This window comes from Vibrio jasicida 090810c, from assembly GCF_002887615.1.
Taxonomy (GTDB): Bacteria; Pseudomonadota; Gammaproteobacteria; order Enterobacterales; family Vibrionaceae; genus Vibrio; species Vibrio jasicida.
Map to the genome: position 1 here is coordinate 668809 of NZ_CP025793.1, position 21227 is coordinate 690035.

Genomic DNA, 21227 nt, shown 5'->3' on the forward strand with positions numbered 1-21227 from the left:
CGCCTCCTAGATAGTGGCGTCATAGTACGTCTTCGATTAGAATCTGAATTTATTGATATTGACATATTATTGCTAAAAACAGACAAATATGGCGAACCCCCTTCCTAGCTCTTACTTTGACTCCGATGACTATCACCAAAAAGTGGTTGCGCTACGGATGCATGAAATCGAGCAAGATGAAGTGCCTTACCATCAGCATCGCAAGGGGCAATTGATCATGCCTTTGACCGGATTTGTAAAGAGTCAGATAGAAGATGCGATTTGGATGGTGCCAAATCATTGCGCGGTGTGGATTCCGAGCCACATTCCCCACAATAATGATATTGCGGCAAATACTGATATTTGCATGCTGTTTGTCGATCCGGTTATTCAAGGTTTACCCAATAAAACGTGCACCTTATCGGTTTCTCCTTTATTGCGAGAGTTAGTCATAAAGCTTGCCAGCGAAGAGAAAGATTATGATGAAGCAGGACGAGTTGGGCGTTTAGCTCAAGTTTTAATCGATGAACTTATTAGCATGCCGACAGAGCGGTTTGATTTTCCAATTCCGAGAGAGCCGAGACTCAATAAATTAGCGTATTGGATGATTGATGATCCGAACAATCAAATACACATTGGTCAATGGGCGAAATCATTGGCGATGAGCGAGCGCACTTTAGCAAGGTTGGTTCAACAAGAATTGAGTATGACGTTTGGTCAATGGCGAGCGCAATTACATGCGATTGTCGCGATACAAAAACTGTCGAAAGGAGAAAGTGTTCAGCGAATTTCCGAAGATTTAGGCTATGAGTCGGTTAGTGCGTTCATCACTTTTTTCAAAAAATTATTAGGTAAACCTCCTGCTCAATATATGAAAGATTTCCGTTGATGTCAGAGAGCAATTCATATCAACGAGATAGTGAGTAAGCCTTGAGGAGGCATAGTATTCGCCCCCTCATTGGTTGCAGATTATGTCATGCTTCTATTGACCTTTTACTTAGGTGATCAGTAAAACTCAAACATCTTTTGCACGGCTTGATAATCTTTAGTTTGTGTCAGAGACAACATCAATAAAATACGAGCTTTCTGCGGGTTCAATGTACCAGATGCAACGAAGCCATATTTGTCGTCGTCTATTTCTGCGTCCAAGGTAGTAGACCCAGTAGGCGTGCGAGAGCTGCGAACAACCATGATGCCATCTTTACTCGCCTTTTCTAACTCATCAAACACGCTATGGTATAAGTTCCCATTGCCCACACCAGCACTGACAATACCATCAAACTTCGCATCAACTAACGCTTTGACTGGCAAATTAGACGCGTTGGCGTAGTTATAAACAATGCCCACTTGAGGCAGTTTATCAAGTTTAGATACGTCAAAAGTGGTTTCAGTAGTGTGTTTGCGCTCTGGACTTCTTTGATATTTCGCGTCGCTGTTATGAATGTAGCCAAGTGGACCAAAGTTCGGTGATTGGAACGTGCTGACCGAAGTGGTGTTGGTCTTAGTGACATCACGGGCATCAAATATGGTGTCGTTCATTGCGACTAAAACTCCGCGGCCTTGTGAGTCTTCATCTGTTGCGGTCACAACGGCATTGTAGAGGTTCACTGGGCCGTCTGCGCTCATCGCGGTAGAAGGTCGCATTGCGCCAACAATGACGACGGGTTTGTCGCTTTTTACGGTGAGGTCAAGAAAGTAGGCTGTCTCTTCTAATGTATCCGTACCATGAGTAATGACGATACCGTCGACATCATCTTGCGCGAGCAATTCATTGACGCGCTTCGCTAATTTCAACCATACCTCGTCATTCATATCTTGAGAACCGATACTGACAACCTGCTCACCAGAGATATCTGCAATCTTTGTCATGCTAGGCACCGCGTTGATCAGAGAATCTACTCCGACCTTACCAGCTGTGTAGCTGGATTCAGTGGCTGATTGTCCAGCGCCAGCAATCGTACCACCAGTCGCAAGAATCTTTATATTTGGAAGATCCGACTGAGCAAATGATAAAGAGCTGAAGCACAAACCAAGTGTTATCGCACTGAGGCGGAAAAGATTTTTCTTCATAGGGATCACCTGTTTTTGGGTTAGATGTTGGGGGAAGCGTTATCTATCCTAAAAACAGTACGGTAGATTTTTTGAGCACAACCTCACCAATTTACAGATAAAAATAGTGATCAACCAAGCACTTAAAGAATATCAAATCAGATGGTTAACGTAATCGACGTGCTTGATTAACAAGTGAGCCTTTCCAGTAATCTGGTCAACAATTGATTAATCGTAATTGATTTATTAGTAAATAAAGAAGCGCCGTTGTACCACTGGTCGGGAACAGGAAGTGGTAGGGCAGTTCCGCCTAACCAAAGTTCCGTGTAGTTCTAATGGTCAGTGCTTCAGTTAAATACAGGTTGAAGTTTTTGCAACTGGGATGACTGGCTTGATTGTACGTACTCAAGGAAGTCTTGTTTTGGTATAGGCTTTGAAAAGTAGAACCCCTGAATGTTATAGAACCCAAGCTCATGTAACACTCTCAGTTGAGAAGGATCTTCCACACCTTCGACTATGACCGACATATTTAAGGTTTGCGAAAGAGTATGAATGGCTTCGAGCAAAGGCTGGATGGTATGTCCGTTACTCAAGTTGTTCACAAAGACACGATCGATTTTTATGATATCAAATGGGTACTGAGTGATGAAATCTAAGCCTGAGTAACCTGTACCAAAATCATCAACAGCAATACGGATACCGAGCCTTGATAGGCGGTCCAAGTGTGCACGCAAGGTCAAAAATTCGTCATCATTGAATATAGCCTCTTCGGTAATTTCAAACACCAAACGTTCACTGGCTAGATAGTGATACTTCAATCGAGACTCGACTTCATTAATAAAATCTCCTCGAAGTATCAAAGAGCGACTCACGTTTACACTGATATAGCGCTCACTGAACATGATTTTGTTTTCGCTGATCATGGTGATTGCATTATCTAAAACCAAGTAAGTGATTTGGTCTATCAAACCGACTTTCTCTGCCAAAGGAATAAAAATACCCGGAGAGATAAACCCTTGTACTGGATCGTTCCAACGGACTAATGATTCTCCACCAATTACAGTTCTATCTCGCTGATCGACAATTGGTTGGTAGTGCACGCTCAAATTACGGCCTTTTATAGCTTGTGTTAGTGAGAATTCTAAACTGTTTTTGGCAAACTTCTTTGATGAGAAAAATAGGTGTATGACCAGAGCACAAGCCATGCCTAATAGTCCGATCCAGAGTTTGCTTGCCAAGTATTGCCAATAAAATGGAAAGCCTATTGTTGAGTAGACGGTAAATGGTAATAGTTTGGATGTGGCTTGCTCTTGCCTAAGTTCATTTTGAGTGATGGTGTTTATCGCCGTTCTATCAATGATGTCGATACGATAATGCATGTCACCAAAGCGGAAGATATCGGCAACCAATATTTGCAAGACTTGTTTTGGAAAGACGACGCTGATACCTCGATCTTTTTGTTCAGTGAAGAAAAGGATCAAGGCTTGATTGTTGGTAAGTGCCCTTTGAGTAAATGATAACGTAGCATGTATGTCGCTATCTCCCAAACGATTCAATATGCTGGAATAGATACGAAAAGAAGGATGTCGTTCACTACTGGTACATAGAGCATTGCCATTCTGATCGAACGTAGAGATATCTTTCGCCATTCCTAAGCTAAAGATGCTTGTTCGTAAGTCATGAATTAGTTCGTCGCATGATTTAAGGAAGTACTTGTCATCTAACAAAGGGAGCAATTGCTGCACATTATCGCGCAACTCAGTTTCGATCGCCGAAACTGCTTGTTCTGTGAGCTTTTTATGATGTTGATTTGCGAGGGGGATAAAAGCCAACATTGAAATCGTAAATGATAGTAGGCCAACACCGACCAACTGAAAATTATTATTCCACTTCTTAGACATTGTTTTAAAGAATTGATTGGTCACAGAATTAAATCGTGCAAGCAGGTAATGACATAAAACTATCTTAACCGTCTCAGTTTTAGGATTTGGTCAGCGTAAACTGTGATCGCTATCTTATAAAATATAGCTAAGTTACTATTTTAAAATAAAAAATGTCGATTTCATTCACCTTTTTTTAAAGCTTAATGCATGTGCATGCATGAACGCTTTAGAGCGGTTTTTACCATTTCATTCAGTAGATAATCATCAAAAAATGACTTACACAAAATGCGATGGAAACGCACATTTTTTCACGAGTGCTCTGACAATGTCCTAACGAAAACACAAATAACTTCGATTAATTTAGTCTCGGCAAACGTTTTCGTTGTGTGATATTCCACTATCAAGAGGTTAGAGAAATGATCGCGAAAATTTACTCTGTTAAAGTGACTTGTCCGTGCTGTGGTGAGCTGCATACTCAACAATCGAAAGATTGGTTTATTGACCGAACTACACCGTTCTTAGTTGGGGAGGGATATGACTTCCACTGCGGCTGTGGGCAGGAAGTTGAATTTTCTTTTTTGGCTCAACAACACGGTTCGATTGTCAGGCCGATGAGTGATTTAGGTATTTGATACGAGAAACCTACAAGCATTCTTTTCTGCAACACTGGTTCGATGTATCTAACGATAAATAAGTTAAAAAAAAAGCGGCTTTACCCCGGAAAAGATAAAAAGCCGCTTGCTAATATAACCAAGTACTTAATGTGACTTGGATATAGACGTGTTAATCCACGTCTTAACGCATAATCATTTGCTCGCGACCAGGACCAACAGAAACCATTTTCACTGGCACGCCCATTAGTTCTTCAATACGTAGAACGTATTTTTGTGCCGCAACTGGTAGCTCTTCGAATTTACGACAACCAGTAATGTCTTCGCTCCAGCTTTCCATCTTCTCGTAGATTGGTGCTAGAGCAGCCGTTTGAGGCCAAATTGGGTTTTCGCTGTGCTCGCCTTCGTAACCAACACAGATTTTTAGATCTTTAAGACCCGTTAGACAGTCTACTTTGGTCAGAGCGATTTCAGTCGCTGCTTGAAGCTCAACGCCGTTCTTAGTCGCGACTGCATCAAAGTAACCCATGTCACGTGGACGACCTGTTGTCGCGCCGAATTCACCCGCTAGTTCACGGAATGCATCTTGCTCTTCCATTGCAGTGATTAGCGTACCAGTACCTACTGATGAGCTGAACGCTTTTGCTACTGCAATAACACGCTCTGGACGCAGAGCAGGAAGACCACTACCGATACCAGCGTACATAGACACAACGTTTGAAGATGTTGTCCATGGGTACTCACCGTAAACAAGGTCACGGCCTGCACCTAACTGTGCTTCGAACAGTAGAGTTTGGTCTTTTGCTTGCAGCTCTTTTAGTGGAAGCGTTACGTTGCAGATAGCATCACGCCAAGGAGCTGATACTTCTAGCAACCAGTTCGCCATCTCTTCTGCGGTTTGCTCGAATTCGAACGTTGGGTAAAGTGCACGTAGTTGTGGAAGTTTCCAGTCCATCCAGAACTTGATGCGTTCTACTAGAACTTCTGGTTGTTTCAACCAACCAACTAGGATGCCTTTTTTCATCACACGGTCGCCGTATGCAGGTGCAATACCTTGACGAGTTGAACCGTATGCTTTGTCGCCTAAGCGTTGTTCTTCTAGCGTATCTTCTAGTGCGTGCAGAGGTAGGCACAGTGTTGCGCGATCAGAGATGCACATGTTCACTTTAACGCCCGCTTCCGCGACTTCCGCAATCTCCTCAGACAGCGACGCAGGGCTGATAACCATACCCGGACCTAAAACTGCCAAACAGTCAGGGTTGAAAACGCCACTTGGTAGCTGGTGCAGCTTGAACGTGCCTAGGTCGTTAACTACGGTGTGACCCGCGTTGTTACCACCTTGGAAACGAATGCTTGCAGAAGCTTGCTCTGCCAAAAAGTCAACGATGCGGCCTTTGCCTTCATCACCCCAGTTTGCACCCACAACAACGATAGACGACATAATTCATTCTCCAAAAACAGACCGGAAAATCTTAGGATGCTCGCATGAATAAGAGAAATTAATTATACTCATTAACTTGATAAGAAAGTCATATCGGGTAATTTTCTATGTTGGATTTGAACTGGTTACGTACGTTTGTCACCTTGGCAGAAGTAAAACATTTCGGAAAAACAGCGATTGAACTGCACATGACGCAGCCAAATGTCAGTCTTCACATCAAGCAACTAGAACAAGCCACTCGTACCAAGTTGATAGAACGCAACCCTGTACAACTGACTCAGGCGGGTAAGCGGTTATTAGACACTGCCGAACACATGTTGAATGAGCTGCAAATCTGCCAATCCGATCTCAATGCCATTAATGACTTAACGCAAGGAACGCTCTCGATTGCGGCGAGTGACATTGTCTCGCGTCTGTTACTTATCAAGCCATTCCAGCAGTTCAAAAACGAGTATCCTGGTATCGACTTAGCACTGTTCAACACCACTTCATCGCAAGCGGTGGATTTGGTAAAAAGTGCTCGTGCTGACATCGGTTTTGTTATTGCGCAGAAAGAGAGTCAACCACTGCACTTTACGTCGCTGACCCAGATTCATTGGTGTGCTTTCGGCGATAACATTTTCGATTGGCGAGATAACAGCGAAGAGAACCAAACACTTATCTTGCTCGGTCACGATACCCGAACGCGTGAGTTGATTGACGCGTCTCTGCCAGAGCTAAACCTGCCAAAACATAGAGTCATGGAAGTGGGCAGTGTAGAGGCTCAAATTGATTGGGCAGAAGCCGGTTTCGGAACGGCAATTGTGCCTGATTTCTCCCTCGATCCAAGATTGAAACTATCAAGAAAAGTGACGCCATTACCCAGCTTCCCCAACACCGATTTTGGCTATATTGTTCGCCAAAACCAAGTGCTGTCTAAAGCCGCAAAACAGCTTCTTAAATGGGTAGCTGAGAATGTGTCTGTGGTGGGGTAAAGCTTAATACAGTTCTTCGAGGTTAAGCACGTTAAGTTCACAAACACTATAGATTTCATTAGTGATGGGTTCCGTTTTTGTTGTCGGATAAGTGAAGACTTTGAGTGGGGCGTCCAAGTTGCAGGTCAAGTTTTCAAGAGAAATGAACAGAAGGGGAGACGGGTGGAATGAATGGACTTTTGATTGCCATATCGTTATCTCATTACCTTGAAATTGGGTGCTAAGATCCAGCTTTACTCGAATATCTTGCAATGACTGATGTTGATGTTTTGAATCTAATAGCACGGCTTCAAAAACAAAGTACCCTTCCGCATTAGATTGTGTCGAGTCAGATACAACACCTTTGAAAACAATCGTCCTTTCGATATTGATGCCCTCAACGGGCTTGCCATTTAAACGCAGATAGCCAGATATATAAGGACTTAAAACACCTTTCATTTTTCATGTCACCTCTTGCTGAAATATAAAAGGTGTCAGAATCTTTAAAGTTTATTGAGCGAGCAAGAATAAACCTTGTATTTTCGACTAAAATCACCACGCTTTGAAAACGATTAAGTTTTCTCGATGAAAAAATGAGGCGAGCTGTTTATCATAGGCAACGAAATTAACCATGCCACTATTGTGATGACTGACAAGATTATCTCCATCCCTCTACCATCTTTGATTCACCGAATTGGTGGTGATCATGCTAAGCGAGCCAAAGCTATCGCCGCAGAGAACAAGTGCGAGCTGAAGCGTATTCGACGCTCGCGTAATTGGGAAATTGTAGGTGAGGCTTTGGATTTGAAAGCGTTCCTCGATCATATCAAGGCAGAAGAATCTGAGCCAATGCGATTTGTGATCAACAAAATGGAAGTTGGTCTTGCCAAGCACAGCGACAAGCTTGAACCTTTGGAAGCCAAGCTGATTCGATTCGTCTTGGAGAATCCAAACATTACTTTGGCGGAGCTAATGTCGGAAACCAACTGTACCATCGCCCAAGCTCGAACGGCGCGTTTCGATGCTGAGATGCTATAAACCTGAAAGTTTCTTCTCCTATTCCCTGTCTATATAGGTAAGCGATTGATTATCAAACATCGGATAACGTAGAGAGGGAAGGTTATGAAGCTGATATTGAAACTGTTGAGTGTATTCTTCATTTGGGGGAGTTTGACGCTTCCTGCTTTCGCTCTTGATCCTGTTTATAGCGACTTTCTCGGTAAAGCGATTCGTGGTTATGACCCTGTCGCCTACTTCACTCAATCAAAACCAGTCAAAGGTGACAGCGATTTCACTTATCGTTGGAATGATGCCAAATGGTACTTTTCATCGGCTGAAAATCGGGATGCATTCGTGAAAAAACCTGAGAAATTTGCACCGCAATATGGCGGCTATTGTGCTTGGGCAGTGAGCAAAGGCTATACCGCCAAGATAGACCCCAATGCGTGGAATATTCACGATGGAAAGCTCTACCTAAACTACAGCAAATCCGTTCAAGCCTCTTGGCAACAGGACATTCCGGGCAACATTGCGAGCGGGGATAAAAACTGGCCGAAGTTACTTGCAGAATAACGAAGTCTAACAAGATAAAAGGTCGCTATTACAGCGACCTTTTTCAATTTTGGTTCCATGAAATGGAGCATTACCACATCAGATCGTCTGGTACTACGAAATCTGCGTACGGGTCATCTTCTGCAGGGATATCCGCTTCTGGTTCTTTCTGTTCGATGATCACAGACTCGTCACGTTGAGCAATCTTGTTCGCAACAGGACGAGGAATGACCACATAGCTTTCACCAACGATGGCGATTGCCAAGATGCCTTTGATCAACTGATCACGGACAAGTGAATCGACATAGAGAGATTTCACTAGCGTGCCGTGAGTGAAATTGTATTTGATGTCACCATCTTTCAAATCAAGCTTGTTCATTTCGATTAGCTGAATGATTTGCGCTTTAACTTCTTTGCTCAAACGCTCGTTGTTTTGCTGCTCGCTAAGTTGCTTGTCACGTTCTAACTGCTGACGTTTGTTCTCTTCAACCGCCGCTTTTACTTCGCGGGCTTGAACGCGTGATTTTTTAGAGCCTTTCTTAGCTTTCTTCAGTTTTTTCTCGTTAACCAAGCCTGCTTTTAGCATCTGCTCTTGAAGGGTAAGTTTTGCCATGTTCTATCCGGTTAGTGCGCAATTTTGTGCATTTTAACCAGTCAGAAGACGCAAAGGAAGAGGGGGAAGTCCTTCTCATTGATATTGAGTTCGCTAATCTAAGGAGAACAATGGAAATGAGTAATGGTTAAAATATAGAACTTGGTTCGATAAAAAATAGTAGAAATAAAGAGACTATCATTCTGTAATATAATTGAGTAATTATTAGATAATTCCAACGGCCTTTACTTTAGTGTGCTTATTGTTATTTATTCTTCGATTTATTGTGAGGCTGATAATATTAGTAATCATTGATGTAGTTGATTTTTATTTTATTGGTTTTAATTTTATCGATGTCAGTCACAAAAAAAAGGCAGAGGAAAAAAACTCAATTTATGATCCTTTACCATAACTCGATAACCCTCACCGTTGAAATCTATTATTTGTAATGATCGATATATTGCTGTCCTTTCCGACCAATGTGTTCTTTGTGCCGTTTGTTTTTCTTCTTTTGATTATGTGCATTGATCTCATCTTTAATGTTGTAGATGTGGCGGTCGCAGATATCGATTTATTTGAATCGGGAAATCTATTTAGTGGTGGGCTCTTATTGCCCCCTATATTATCTAAAGTCCCACTAGCGGTGGGCCTGTGCGTGAGTTTCTTCTTTGCCACTATTCTGTCTTTCTATTTTTATTCTTTTATAGATCAATACATTAGCACTACTACAGCGATGATTGCGAAAGTCGTTTCTATCCCCGTTAACTTCTATTTGTCTTTGTATATTAGTGCCAAGTTATTAAGCCCATTAGCGCCACTCTTTGATAAGAGTAAGGCGTTTGCAAAGGTCGATTTTGTAGGGATGAAAGCAAAGGTGCACAGTGGTGAAGTGAATGCTCAGCGCGGTGAAATTATTGTCCATCATAATGGCAGTGAATTCTTACTGGATGCCCGAATATTAGAGTCGGATGCACCCATTGAATATGGTAACGATGTCGTAATCGTTTCTCTAAATAAACAAAAAAAATATTACATTATTAATCAGTAGCTAGAAAATTAAGGAGCAGCTATGCAGATTTCTCCAAGTCTGATATTCCTTGGGATTGGTATCGGGATTTTTTTGATTATTCTTGTGTTTCTTACCACCCGATATAAAAAAGTTCGAGGTGAAGGCGACGCGCTTATTGTAAACGGACTGCATGCTACTCGCGCTTCTTTAACTGGTACTTTTGTTTGGCCAGTGATCAATAAATTTGAGTTCATGGATATTACTCGTAAAAAAATCTCTGTCGTTAGAAGTGGTCGTAAAGACCAAGAAGGCGAAGAATATGAGGGCCTGCATTGCCGAGATAATATTCGTGCGGACCTTAAAGTCGATTTCTATATCGGTGTGAATCATGAAGAAGAAGACATTGTTCGTGTTGCTAAACTCTTTACTGCTCATGATGCTTCTAACCTAGACCGCTTAAAAGAGCACTTCCAACCTAAGTTTTCTGAAGCTCTTAAAACGGCGGTAAAACAGTTTGAATTCGAAGAGCTGTTAACTAATCGTCGTGCGTTTCGTGATGCCGTTGTTGATGTAATCGGTAGCGAAATGGATGGCTTTAAAATCTATGATGTTGTGATCGATAAAGTCGACCAAACGGCTTTAGATGCGCACAGCCCAGGCAATATTCTCGACGTAGAAGGCATTCGTAAAATCTCTGCTATTACCGCGCAAAAGAACACGGAAACTAACGCGATTCGTCAGGATGAGCAAACGACCATCAAGAAGAAAAACGTTGAGGCCGAAGCGAATCGTCTCCAGCTTGATAAACAAGAGAAAGAGAGCATAGCTCGTACTCAGCGTGAAATCGATATTATCAAAGCGCAAGAAGAGGCGTTGGCTGCTGAAAAACGTGAAGAATATGAGCGAATTACTAAGCTAGCTGAACTTGAAACCGAGGAAGAAGTTGCTAAGAAACGCGAAAGTGTCGAGATGGAAGTCGAAATGACACGTATTGCAAACCAGCGCCAAGTGGCAATTCAACAAGAAGAGCTCAATCGTTCCGTCGAGACTGAACGAGTTCGCACTTCAGCGGAAGTCGCTGAAAAAGAAATGCAGAAAGAGACGACGGTCGAAGAAGCGATGAAGTCTGTCGCAGAGACTCGTTCTCAGCGCGTTGAAATCGAACGTAAGATTGCGCGCGAAGAGGAAGAAACGGAAAACTTGCGCGTGAATGAGCGTGTAAACCGTGAAAAACGCATCAAGCTGACGGAAGCAGAAGCGGTTGCGGAATCTGCTCAGATCGAACTATTGGTTGCAGCTCGCGCAGAGAAAGACGCAGCTCGTGAACGTTCTGAACGTATCTTGATCGAAAACGAAGCTGAGATGAAAGTGAAGACACGTGACGCGGAAAATGAATTGGCAGTGAAGACTCGCCAAGCTGAAGCGGAGCAGGTGGTCACAACCAAACGTGCGGAAGCAGAATTTGTGGCGAAAGATCGTGAAGCCGCAGCGAAAGAGCGCATGGCACAAGCAGAGAAAGAGTTGATTAGTGCAACAGGTCTTGCTGAAGTGGAAGTAGAGCGTGAGCGTGCGCTTGCGATAAAAGAGACGGGTGAAGCAGAAGCTTACACCTTGCAAAGTGCCGGTGAAGCCGAAGCTCAAGCCCTACGTGCTAAAGGCCTGGCAGAAGCAGAAGCTCAGACAGCTCGTTTCGAGGCGGCTCAGCAATATGATGATCACACACGTGAACACGACAAGTGGGTGATGCAGTTACAGCAAGAGAAAGACCTTGAATTGGCGCGTATTGATGCTCAGAAGACTGTGGTCGGAGCGAATGCTCAAGCCTTGGGCGAGGCGCTATCGAAGGCAGATATCCGTTTGTTTGGTGGTGAAGGGATGGAGCAAATCCGCCGCACTATCATGGATGCTGCTGTCGTTGATGCGAAGTTTAACGAATCAGAGGTTCTTAACCCACTGGTCTCAGATTACGTAAATGGCAACCGTAGCTTGCCGCAAGACATCAAAGACGTGTTAGAGAGTACGGAACTGAAAAGTAGTGATTTGAGTAACGTTGCTTTAGCGGGTTTGCTGAATTCACAAGGTGGCGCCGCGGAGCTAATGAAGAAAATCCAAAGCTCCCTAGATACGACAACCAGCGATAAATCATAATTTTCACTCTCTCTAAAAAATCCCGCTTCTTCGTAAGCGGGATTTATAGGTATTAGCATGTCAGATATGACTCAAAAAGCGGTGAGTGATGCTGGTGCATACGATGTTTTAAAGACGCGTTTGTTGCAGCAAGGCAGCCAGCTAAAGTCTCTCTCCCAATCCTTCAATCAGCAACGCCAAGAAACGTTTGGCGGCCAAGATTTTAAATTGATCGGCAAGGTCAATGTTCAAACCGATGCTAAGTGCATTCCAATCGATATGGCTCAGGTAAACCAGCATTTATTGTTCGGTTATCATGTGCAAGTTGGGATGAAAGCGACGCCTTCATTAGATGATGTGTTTGGGCTTTATCACCTCCATGAAAATGAAGGGACATTTCGTGTTGAGCCGCTTCCACTTGAATCCAGTTTTTTATCCGATTCCCGTTTTACCCATGAATTGACGGAACTGTTTACTTACTACCGAGACGCAAAGCTTTCTCAAATCTCTCGTCAAGAAAGCACGCTTTATATCGCCTTCCAAATTGGCATGCGTCCAGAAGACAGAAAAGTTTTCCGTTTTCAGATCAACGCTCATTCTATCGAGTACATTGATTCCTTAGGTCAGAACGCCTTAACCAGTGTTCCTCAACATGATTTTGATTGGATCCCAACAACGCGAGATGACCACGTGCTTGGCGATCATCCGCATGTGTCTATTCAAGATAAGTTGTTTGTTGAATGTGTTGGCGGGGACTTAACCATCAAGGTGGAAGACAATACCAAAGATGGTAAAGGTATCTATAGAGAAGACGTTGAAGACCCACACCAAAGCGTGGCTGACGCACATATCGATTACGCGTTTGTCGGAGACTTAATTGCACTACGAGTAAAGCCAAACCGAGAAAAACACGCTCGATACTTCCTCTACAATTCAGTGACTCAGTCCGTCGTAAGGGCTGATGCATTAGGGGCAAGCGCAAAAACGCTACCTGAAGATCATGGCGTGCTATACGCCAATGGCTACGTTCTATCTAATGGTGAAGACAAACAGTTCGCCTTTGACGCTGACCAGCTCAAGTTCTTCCAGCAGATCACGTCACCGAATGGTGAGGATATTCTTTATATCTTTTTCAACGCCGTTGAAGGTTATTACATCGCGTACACCTACAACTTGATTGAGAAGAAATTTGAAGCGCCAATGGAGAGCCACGGTTACAGCTTATACCCAGATGGCCGCTGGTTAGTGTTTCAATTGTCTGAGAATGAAGAGGCGTCGACCATCCACCCGATGAGAATTTGGGATACGCCATTTTCTACCCCAGAGCACTATGCGAAAGTCAACGCGCAAACCCAAGGCAGTAGTCCACTGTTCAATCTTGGTAATACGGAGTTGGTTCGAGCGCTGTCTTCTGTTCTTTCGATTTGCCAATTAGCGCAGAGTGAAGAAGTAACTCAAGCGGCCTATGAAGTACTTATCAAGCAGTGTCGCTCGACCCTCGATCACTACACTTGGCTCAATCATGATTACGCTTGCGGAATAGGCAGTGCGATCAATGAACTCATGGGGACTACCGATAAGATCATCGATGAGTTTGCCAAAGTTCAACAGTTACAAAAACATGCTTCAAGCAGCCTAGATGAGCAAAAATTGGCCGTTTCCGAGCTCATTGGCAAAATCAAACTGGCCCCAAAAGAGCAAGCGAACACATTACTGAGTTTGCTTAGTGAAGTAAAAGGGCAAGTCGGTGTGACTATGTCGCTCCGTCAGCAACATTACATTGATGAAGTTCAAGTTGACCGTTTGCTTGAAGAATTACAGGCACAGCGCGAGTCACTTAACCTGCACTTGCTCACCCTTCTTCAAGACGAAAAAGCGTACGTCCCTTTCAAGAAGCAAATTCAAAAAGTTGAATTACAGCTCGAAGAAGTAACCAAAACGGCGGAGATTCAGAAGCTTAATGAAGAAGTGGAAACGCTTCGTCATGAGCTCCAGATAGTGACAGAAGAAGTCACGGATATCGAAACCGAAGACCCGACACAAGCAACTCGGATCTTAGACCTCACGACAGAAGTAACGTCGCTGCTTAACACTGTTTCAGCCAAGCTAAGAGCAAAATCTCAAGGCTTACAAAGCGAAGAAGCTCAAGCGGAATTTAGTGCTCAATTTAAGCTACTCAGCCAGTCGGTGAGCAGTGCAATGGAGCAAGCGTTAACGCCAGATGATTGTGATACCCAGCTTGCTAAGCTCGTTGGGCAATTGGATAAGTTAGAGTCGCGTTTTGCAGATTTCGACCAGTTTTTGACCGAAATATATTCAAAGCGTGATGAGATCCAATCGACACTGGATAACCACAAGCAACAGCTCATAGCGGGTCAACAACGTCGAGTTCATAACTTGCTCCAAGCGGCGAATGTCACTATGAGCAGCGTAGAAAAGCGCGTTGAACGATTTGATGATGTCGCAGGGCTAAATAGCTACTTTGCTACTGATGCAATGGTACTTAAGCTACAACAGTTGTCTCAGACTATTCGTGAGCTTGGCGACAGTGTGAAAGCTGACAGTGTTGACGCAAAATTGAAATCGCTTCAAGACCAATCTTTGCGTGCGCTACGTGATAACCAAGACATCTTCGAGAAAGGTGGAACCGTTCTGCGTTTGGGCAAGCATAGGTTCAGTGTGAACCAGCAACCACTTGACCTTAGTTTGGTCGATCAAAGTGGTGAATTGGCGTTACACATTTCCGGTACGGATTTTTACCAAGCAGTTGAAGATAAAGCATTCCTCGACTTGCAAACCGTTTCTCGTTTAGACGTAGCCTCAGAAAGTGAAGATGTCTATCGAGCGGAATATCTGGCGTATTTGATCTTGCATCAAGCTTCTATCAATCAAGATGGGCAGAGCCTAGAAACGCTTTATGAAGCTTTGAAAGAAGATAAGTTGAATGAACTCGTTCAACGCTTTGCGGCGCCACGTTATCGAGAAGGGTATGTCAAAGGTATCCACGATCATGATGCGGTCAACATTTTACGTAAAGTGCTGCCTGTTTATCAGCAAGCGGGGTTACTGCGTTACAGCCAAACCGCGCGCTCGAAAGCCATCTTATGGTTATTAGAGCAAGATGCTGATCAAATAGATCACTATCAACAACAGGCGCAAAACGCGAAGTTATTACGAGAGCATTTAAATGCATCGCAAGCGTATCAAGAGCTGCAAAAACAACTGGTTGATTCCCTAAATGATGATCAACATGAAGCCGCTGACTACCTTGCGCAGCTATTGAGTGAGCAAGATTGGCAAATTGAAGTGAGCCAGGATTCTCTTTCTCTCTGTGAAGATTATTTGCAATTTAGACGCAGTTTGGGCTGGCAACCTCAACCGCTCAGCTTTACCGAATCATTTAACGATCATCATCAGTGGTTAAGCGCGTACACTGCGAAAAAGCAATACGGTCAGGCATTCGCATGCGAAGCGGCGACGGTTGCTGTGGTGAATACCTTGTCAGAGAAAAGGCTAGCCAGTGTCGACTTTTCATTGGTGTGTCATGTCGAAGGATTACTGGGAGAGCACACTCGAATTAGCAAAGGCAGTGTAGAGCTCGTGTTGGATGACTTTATTCAAAGAAACGAACATCATCGAAGCTCGGTAGTTCCTAGCTTTGAAGCTTATCTATCCCAGCGTACCCAGTTGCTGAGCTCTGCCAAAGAAGATTTCCGTCTTAGTGAGTTTAAACCTCGCCCATTAACGTCATTTGTGCGCAACAAGCTGATCAGTGAGAGTTACTTACCTCTTATTGGCGACAACTTTGCTAAGCAAATGGGCACGTTAGGCGACAAAAAGCGTACTGACTTGATGGGTATGCTACTTCTTATCTCTCCGCCTGGTTACGGTAAAACGACGTTAATTGAGTATGTTGCGCACAAATTAGGTTTGGTGTTTATGAAGATCAATGGCCCATCCATCGGTCATCAAGCGACATCCCTCGATCCAGCCGACGCCCCTGATCAAAATGCGGCGCGTGAAATTGAAAAAATTAACCTCGCGTTCGAGATGGGCAACAATGTGTTGCTGTACTTGGATGATATTCAACATACTCATCCTGAATTTTTACAGAAATTCATCTCACTCTGTGACGGTACTCGCCGCATAGAAGGTACATGGAAAGGGAAAACGAAAACTTACGACATGCGTGGCAAAAAGTTTGCTGTCGTCATGGCGGGTAACCCGTATACCGAGAGTGGTGAAGCGTTCCGAATCCCAGATATGTTGGCTAACCGTGCGGACATCTACAACCTCGGTGACATGCTGTCTGACCAAAAATCGATCTTCGACTTAAGCTTTATCGAAAACTCGCTCACCTCCAACAATGTTCTTGCGCCTTTAGCAACCCGAGACCTGAATGATTTGTACCGCTTTGTCAGAATGGCAGAGGGAGAAAATATCGCCCTGAGTGAGATGAGCCATTCGTACTCAGCAATCGAATCTGGCGAGATCGTGACAACCCTACAAAAACTGATCATGGCTCAGCAAATTGTGCTGAAGGTGAATCAGCAGTACATCAAGTCAGCCGCAACAGCGGATCAGTATCGTGTCGAACCTCCGTTCAAGCTGCAAGGCTCGTATCGAAACATGAATAAACTGGCGGAGAAAATCTCGTCAGTGATGACCGACCAAGAGATGAACACGCTGCTTCAAGATCACTATCAGGGTGAAGCGCAAACGCTGGCTGCGGGCACTGAAGAGAACCTACTTAAGCTTGCAGAGCTACGTGGTGACATGACGGATGAACAGCGAGCTCGTTGGTCTGAAATCAAAGAAGGGTATCAGCGTCAGCAAATGATGGGTGATTCCGAAGACAGAGCCGGACAGGTGGTGCAGCAACTTGCCATGCTGAATCAGCACGTTGCTCGCTTTGGTAACCATGAACAGGAGGGCAACTAAATGAATCGACAGAAATGGTCTGCATGGTTGGAGGCCTCGATACAAGATTACCGCCTAGATGATAGTGAGCGAAGAGAGCTCCAATCGGAGCTGCAGGATTCGGTATTAAGTCATGAAGACCGTTCGTACCTGCGGAATTTGAGCTTTAAGCTTGTACAACAAGAAATACAAAACCAAGGTGATGCAGCCGCTTTGGTTCGCTGGTTAGAGCGAGTAGTCAAAGTCTTAGACAATGTAATGAGTGCGAATTCGGCAGATACCGCGTCGAGTTGGTTTTCACCGGGTAGAGCGTGCGCATCCGGCATTATTGAACAGCTGAAACTGGCTCGTCATTCAGTGGATATCTGCGTTTTCACGATTGCAGATAATGACTTAACCGATCAGATCCTTGCGGCGCATAAAAGAGGCGTGGCGGTCCGAATCGTGACCGACAACGACAAAATGTACGATAAAGGCAGTGATGTTGAATATCTTGCAGCACAAGGTGTGGCGGTTAAAATTGATACCACTCGATATCATATGCACCACAAGTTCGCGATATTCGACCAACAGCGGTTGATCAATGGCAGCTTTAACTGGACACGCAGTGCTTCTAAATACAATCAGGAAGATATTACGCTTACCGACGATCGCAGGTTTGTTTCTGCGTTCTCAAGACAATTTGAAACGTTATGGCAAAAGTTCCCTTGTCATAAGCCGTCATAAATATAGGGAGATCCCATGACCGAATTGATGAATTCTGAACATCAGGTACTTGAGGTGGACGCTACTCCTCAAATCGTCGCGCTAGCAGAGCAATTTGATGCGTTTGACAGTGTAGCGACGATCACTTTTGGTAAAGAAGCACTAGAAAAAATCACCGCTTTCTCTGACGAAGTCTTAGAGCAAGTCCGTGTTCGCGACAGCGGTGAAGCGGGCGATATTTTGCATGCAATGGTATCGTCCATGGACAGCGCTGAATTCTCAAATCTAGGCAAAACCAGCTTGTTATCGAGACTTCCTCTAGTCGGTGAGCTTTTTGATTCATTCAAAAAATTCTCGGCAAGTTTTGATTCAGTGAAAAGCCAATTGGAACAGCTTTCAGGGCGTTTAGAAGCACAAGAGATGAAGTTGGCTCATGATATTACCCAGCTCGATACGCTCTATGATCATAACTTAGATCTGCTTGGCGGATTAGAGCAGTACATCGCCGCTGGTAGGTATAAGTTAAATCAACTTACTCAGAATGTGTTACCAAGCTTACTGGCACAATCTGAGCAAAGTGGCGACGCGTTGGATGCTCAGAAATATCGGGATGCGACCCAAGCTGTTGCGCGTTTAGAAAAGCGCGTGCATAACCTTGAGCTTACTCGCCTTGCTGCCATCCAAACTGCGCCCCAGATTCGATTGTCTCAAGAAGGCAATAAAATGCTGATGGAAGACATTCAAGATATCGTTCACAACACCTTCCCATTGTGGAAGCGCCAGTTCTTGATTGCGATTTCCAATTACGAAAAAGAGAAAGCGTTAAAGGTAACGCGCGCGGTGAAGGATTACACCAATAAGCAATATGTGCAAAACGCGGAGAAACTGAAGGCGTTAGAAGAACAAATTGCAGAAAACTACCAGCGTGGCATTCTCGATCTCGATTCTCTAGAGACCGTGAATCAACTGACGATAGAAACGTTGAACAATACACTATCTCGAGTGAAGGAAGGCAGAGCGCAACGCGAGCAGGCTCAGCAAGTGATTGAGCGAGCAGAGGCGGAACTTAAACAAGCGCTTCAGCAAACCTTGTAAGGTGAATCATCGAGAAATCACTCCCTTACTTATTTTTTATCTACTTGTAACTAGTAATAGAAAATAGGGAGTGATTTTTTTGGTAAAAGAGACAGCGTGGTTTCATGCCGAGTTTACAGAACCACATCAGCGGTGATTGCGCTTACATGTGACCAGAACCGTGGAACATGCCACCGAACATTCCGCCAAATATCATCCCTAAAATGCTGAAGATGATCCCTAGAATGATCATCGCCGGGATTGAAGCGATAGCGAACTTGACCATAAAGATCACCATCGACATAAATGGCATCTTAATATCAACAACAGTCACTTCCTGTTTTGTATTTTCATCAGACACGAGCGTTCTCCTAAATTTGCATTCTGAATATGCAGTCAGTTTATTACACTCAAACTTAAGAAAACGTTGAGCTGCGTTGCGCTTTTCCCTTTATGGGATAGCAACTGACTAATCTGAGAAATACGGCACGCTATGAATCGCTATCAGAAGCGGGTAAAGCCTCTCAACCAAGCGCTGGATAATCGGTATAGCCTTGTTCATTACCACCAAAGAGTGTGGAGCCATCCAGTTCAGCCAGAGGTTGTTGGTGCTGTAAGCGCGCCACCAAGTCTGGGTTAGAAACAAACGGGCGTCCAAACGCCACTAAATCCGCATAGCCTTTTTCAAGTACCTCGTCAGCACGCTCTTGGGTGTAACTGCCCGCGACGATAATCGTGTTGGTGAAGTATTCGCGTAGTTCGATGCGGAAGCTTTCTGGAATCACTGGTGCGTCGTCCCAATCCGCTTCAGACAGGTGCAAGTACGCAATATCACGAGCTTGAAGTTGTTTCGATGCATCAAGGATGGTTGGCACAATGTCTGGGCAGTTCATGTCCTTGAAAGTGATGAAAGGTGCGAGTCGTACTCCCACTTTGTTGGCACCAATGGCTTCGCTCACTGCATCGACCACTTCTAACAAAAAGCGAAGTCGGTTTTCGCGAGTTCCGCCGTAGTTGTCGGTTCTGTGGTTTGAATTGGTACGTAGAAACTGGTCAATCAGGTAACCATTACCGCCGTGGATTTCAACGCCATCGAAGCCTGCTTCAATCGTCCGTTTCGCGGCATGAGCGAAATCACTCACTACACGGTCAATATCCGCTTGAGTCATCGCTCGTGGCTCTACACAGTCGACCATATTGCCATTGCCTTGTTCGTCGGCAATCCACACTTGGGTTTCTACCGGTTTTAGTGCTGATGGGGCAATAGGCTGTTCGCCTTTTTGGAATGTAGGGTGTGATACGCGGCCAACATGCCATAACTGACAAAACATCGCTGCGCCTTGCTCTTTTGCTGCTTGAGTGACGGTTTTCCAGCCAGCCACTTGTTCATCAGTGTAGACGCCTGGTGTGAACGAGTAACCTTGCGAATCGTCTGAAATCTGGGTGGCTTCAGAGATGATTAAGCCTGCGCTAGCGCGCTGCTTGTAGTAAGTCGCCATCATTTGGTTTGGAATATTTCCCGGTTGGCTGGTGCGCGCTCGGGTCATTGGTGCCATGACTACACGGTTTTGTAGATCCAGTTGTTTTAGCTGTGCTGGTTCAAATAGCTTGCTCATGATCGACTCCTTACTTAAGTAGTGGTACTTGGGTTTTGTTGCTTACCGATTCCATCCAATCTTTCACGATGTTGTCCCATTGGATTTCTGCGGCACTGAAGAAACCGCGCAAAATAGAAAATAAGATCGCTTCGTCTACCAAAGTCACATGCTGGTAGGAATCGAGATTCAACACACTTTTCGCACGTTCGATGAGCGCTTCTACCTCTTTGGCAATGTTTGGTGTGTCTTGCAGAAGTGCGTCAAAATTGAGTGCTTCCGTTTCCTTTTTCGCGCGCCAAGCGAGCTGTGCAGACTGAGTGGCAAACTCTGGTAAATCCATGTTTGACCAACGTGGGTAACCCACCTTCTGCAGTGGAAGAAACGCGATTTTTTGCCAATCTAGCGCTTGTTGAGATGGGTGACTTGTTTCACTTGATGTAGCCAGTTCAAGGAAGTAAGCAATGATATCTAGGCTTTCTGCCATCGCTTCACCATTGTCTTTGATAAGAAGTGGTACTTGTTTGGTTCCAATCAGGTCTGTTGTGGTCTTGTCGTCGTCATAAGCAATATTGATGACGTCGAGTTGGATATTCAGCATGCCAGCAACATAGCGGACGCGAGCACTGAATGGGCAATGTTCGTAAATGTAGAGTTTCATAGTGTTTTCCTATCGATTCGTATTGGGTAGCCCCTCTTGTTCGGGAGGCGTAAAGTCAGGGCTACCAGTAGGGATGA

At 44.4% G+C, this 21227-nt stretch carries 18 protein-coding genes; 10 read left to right on the forward strand and 8 right to left on the reverse strand.

Going from position 1 to position 21227, the window contains the following annotated elements; genetic code table 11:
* The first annotated feature begins 88 nt into the window (after nt 1-88).
* Nucleotides 89-868, forward strand: coding sequence for an AraC family transcriptional regulator (locus C1S73_RS20620; RefSeq protein WP_038865052.1), 780 nt, complete (start codon nt 89-91; stop codon nt 866-868).
* Nucleotides 869-984: 116 nt separating this feature from the next.
* Here the strand turns inward: C1S73_RS20620 and ansB are convergent, their stop codons facing one another.
* Together ansB and C1S73_RS20630 are read right to left on the reverse strand one after the other, a co-directional pair.
* Nucleotides 985-2049 carry an L-asparaginase 2 gene (ansB, locus tag C1S73_RS20625; protein ID WP_038865054.1) on the reverse strand — a complete coding sequence of 355 codons (1065 nt, stop codon included), beginning with the start codon at nt 2047-2049 and terminating at the stop codon, nt 985-987.
* 326 nt (nt 2050-2375) lie between these two features.
* The gene (locus tag C1S73_RS20630; protein WP_425275241.1) at nt 2376-3929 is read right to left on the reverse strand and encodes an EAL domain-containing protein; all 1554 of its coding nucleotides are present in this window, start codon (nt 3927-3929) and stop codon (nt 2376-2378) included.
* Between the two features lie 398 nt (nt 3930-4327).
* Between C1S73_RS20630 and C1S73_RS20635 the strand changes: the two genes are divergently transcribed.
* Entirely contained in the window at nt 4328-4543 is a 216-nt protein-coding gene (locus C1S73_RS20635; protein ID WP_080774341.1) for a hypothetical protein, read from the forward strand.
* Between the two features lie 163 nt (nt 4544-4706).
* Here the strand turns inward: C1S73_RS20635 and C1S73_RS20640 are convergent, their stop codons facing one another.
* Nucleotides 4707-5963, reverse strand: a complete 1257-nt coding sequence (locus C1S73_RS20640; protein WP_005439252.1) for an adenylosuccinate synthase — start codon at nt 5961-5963, stop codon at nt 4707-4709.
* 107 nt (nt 5964-6070) lie between these two features.
* Here C1S73_RS20640 and C1S73_RS20645 point away from each other — a divergent pair, with 107 nt between their 5' ends.
* Nucleotides 6071-6937, forward strand: a complete 867-nt coding sequence (locus tag C1S73_RS20645) for a LysR family transcriptional regulator (protein ID WP_009706318.1) — start codon at nt 6071-6073, stop codon at nt 6935-6937.
* A gap of 3 nt (nt 6938-6940) precedes the next feature.
* Here C1S73_RS20645 and C1S73_RS20650 read toward each other — a convergent pair whose 3' ends face one another.
* The gene (locus tag C1S73_RS20650; RefSeq protein WP_038865057.1) at nt 6941-7375 is read right to left on the reverse strand and encodes a DUF6795 domain-containing protein; all 435 of its coding nucleotides are present in this window, start codon (nt 7373-7375) and stop codon (nt 6941-6943) included.
* Between the two features lie 186 nt (nt 7376-7561).
* Here C1S73_RS20650 and C1S73_RS20655 point away from each other — a divergent pair, with 186 nt between their 5' ends.
* Nucleotides 7562-7954, forward strand: coding sequence for a ribosome recycling factor family protein (locus C1S73_RS20655; RefSeq protein WP_038865058.1), 393 nt, complete (start codon nt 7562-7564; stop codon nt 7952-7954).
* Nucleotides 7955-8038: 84 nt separating this feature from the next.
* Nucleotides 8039-8488: a YHS domain-containing (seleno)protein gene (locus C1S73_RS20660; RefSeq protein ID WP_038865059.1), complete on the forward strand. Its 450-nt coding sequence runs from the start codon at nt 8039-8041 to the stop codon at nt 8486-8488.
* A gap of 70 nt (nt 8489-8558) precedes the next feature.
* Here C1S73_RS20660 and C1S73_RS20665 read toward each other — a convergent pair whose 3' ends face one another.
* Nucleotides 8559-9080 carry a DUF2058 domain-containing protein gene (locus C1S73_RS20665; protein WP_038865060.1) on the reverse strand — a complete coding sequence of 174 codons (522 nt, stop codon included), beginning with the start codon at nt 9078-9080 and terminating at the stop codon, nt 8559-8561.
* A gap of 427 nt (nt 9081-9507) precedes the next feature.
* Here C1S73_RS20665 and C1S73_RS20670 point away from each other — a divergent pair, with 427 nt between their 5' ends.
* The 5 genes from C1S73_RS20670 to C1S73_RS20690 are packed head-to-tail and all read left to right on the forward strand — an operon-like array spanning nt 9508 to nt 18915.
* Nucleotides 9508-10107: a DUF1449 family protein gene (locus tag C1S73_RS20670; protein WP_038865061.1), complete on the forward strand. Its 600-nt coding sequence runs from the start codon at nt 9508-9510 to the stop codon at nt 10105-10107.
* Between the two features lie 21 nt (nt 10108-10128).
* The gene (locus tag C1S73_RS20675) at nt 10129-12216 is read left to right on the forward strand and encodes a flotillin family protein (protein ID WP_038865062.1); all 2088 of its coding nucleotides are present in this window, start codon (nt 10129-10131) and stop codon (nt 12214-12216) included.
* A gap of 57 nt (nt 12217-12273) precedes the next feature.
* Entirely contained in the window at nt 12274-17136 is a 4863-nt protein-coding gene (locus C1S73_RS20680; RefSeq protein ID WP_038865063.1) for a DNA repair ATPase, read from the forward strand.
* Complete coding sequence (locus C1S73_RS20685; RefSeq protein ID WP_038865065.1) at nt 17137-17841, forward strand: phospholipase D-like domain-containing protein; 705 nt, start codon at nt 17137-17139, stop codon at nt 17839-17841.
* A 15-nt stretch (nt 17842-17856) separates the two neighbouring features.
* Nucleotides 17857-18915, forward strand: coding sequence for a toxic anion resistance protein (locus tag C1S73_RS20690; protein WP_038865067.1), 1059 nt, complete (start codon nt 17857-17859; stop codon nt 18913-18915).
* 142 nt (nt 18916-19057) lie between these two features.
* Here the strand turns inward: C1S73_RS20690 and C1S73_RS20695 are convergent, their stop codons facing one another.
* The 3 genes from C1S73_RS20695 to C1S73_RS20705 form a co-directional block, all read right to left on the reverse strand.
* Entirely contained in the window at nt 19058-19255 is a 198-nt protein-coding gene (locus tag C1S73_RS20695; protein ID WP_038865069.1) for a hypothetical protein, read from the reverse strand.
* A gap of 163 nt (nt 19256-19418) precedes the next feature.
* Complete coding sequence (locus C1S73_RS20700; RefSeq protein ID WP_038865071.1) at nt 19419-20510, reverse strand: alkene reductase; 1092 nt, start codon at nt 20508-20510, stop codon at nt 19419-19421.
* A 10-nt stretch (nt 20511-20520) separates the two neighbouring features.
* Nucleotides 20521-21150, reverse strand: a complete 630-nt coding sequence (locus C1S73_RS20705; RefSeq protein ID WP_005439224.1) for a GrxB family glutaredoxin — start codon at nt 21148-21150, stop codon at nt 20521-20523.
* Nucleotides 21151-21227: the final 77 nt, after the last annotated feature.

Bases quoted from the DNA above. Each gene is read 5' to 3' on its own strand.
- C1S73_RS20700 (WP_038865071.1), bottom strand. From the start codon at position 20,510: ATGAGCAAGCTATTTGAACCAGCACAGCTAAAACAACTGGATCTACAA.
- C1S73_RS20660 (WP_038865059.1), top strand. From the start codon at position 8,039: ATGAAGCTGATATTGAAACTGTTGAGTGTATTCTTCATTTGGGGGAGT.
- C1S73_RS20620 (WP_038865052.1), top strand. From the start codon at position 89: ATGGCGAACCCCCTTCCTAGCTCTTACTTTGACTCCGATGACTATCAC.
- ansB (WP_038865054.1), bottom strand. From the start codon at position 2,049: ATGAAGAAAAATCTTTTCCGCCTCAGTGCGATAACACTTGGTTTGTGC.
- C1S73_RS20690 (WP_038865067.1), top strand. From the start codon at position 17,857: ATGACCGAATTGATGAATTCTGAACATCAGGTACTTGAGGTGGACGCT.
- C1S73_RS20685 (WP_038865065.1), top strand. From the start codon at position 17,137: ATGAATCGACAGAAATGGTCTGCATGGTTGGAGGCCTCGATACAAGAT.
- C1S73_RS20630 (WP_425275241.1), bottom strand. From the start codon at position 3,929: ATGTCTAAGAAGTGGAATAATAATTTTCAGTTGGTCGGTGTTGGCCTA.
- C1S73_RS20675 (WP_038865062.1), top strand. From the start codon at position 10,129: ATGCAGATTTCTCCAAGTCTGATATTCCTTGGGATTGGTATCGGGATT.
- C1S73_RS20635 (WP_080774341.1), top strand. From the start codon at position 4,328: ATGATCGCGAAAATTTACTCTGTTAAAGTGACTTGTCCGTGCTGTGGT.
- C1S73_RS20680 (WP_038865063.1), top strand. From the start codon at position 12,274: ATGTCAGATATGACTCAAAAAGCGGTGAGTGATGCTGGTGCATACGAT.
- C1S73_RS20670 (WP_038865061.1), top strand. From the start codon at position 9,508: ATGATCGATATATTGCTGTCCTTTCCGACCAATGTGTTCTTTGTGCCG.
- C1S73_RS20645 (WP_009706318.1), top strand. From the start codon at position 6,071: ATGTTGGATTTGAACTGGTTACGTACGTTTGTCACCTTGGCAGAAGTA.
- C1S73_RS20650 (WP_038865057.1), bottom strand. From the start codon at position 7,375: ATGAAAGGTGTTTTAAGTCCTTATATATCTGGCTATCTGCGTTTAAAT.
- C1S73_RS20640 (WP_005439252.1), bottom strand. From the start codon at position 5,963: ATGTCGTCTATCGTTGTTGTGGGTGCAAACTGGGGTGATGAAGGCAAA.
- C1S73_RS20705 (WP_005439224.1), bottom strand. From the start codon at position 21,150: ATGAAACTCTACATTTACGAACATTGCCCATTCAGTGCTCGCGTCCGC.
- C1S73_RS20655 (WP_038865058.1), top strand. From the start codon at position 7,562: ATGACTGACAAGATTATCTCCATCCCTCTACCATCTTTGATTCACCGA.
- C1S73_RS20665 (WP_038865060.1), bottom strand. From the start codon at position 9,080: ATGGCAAAACTTACCCTTCAAGAGCAGATGCTAAAAGCAGGCTTGGTT.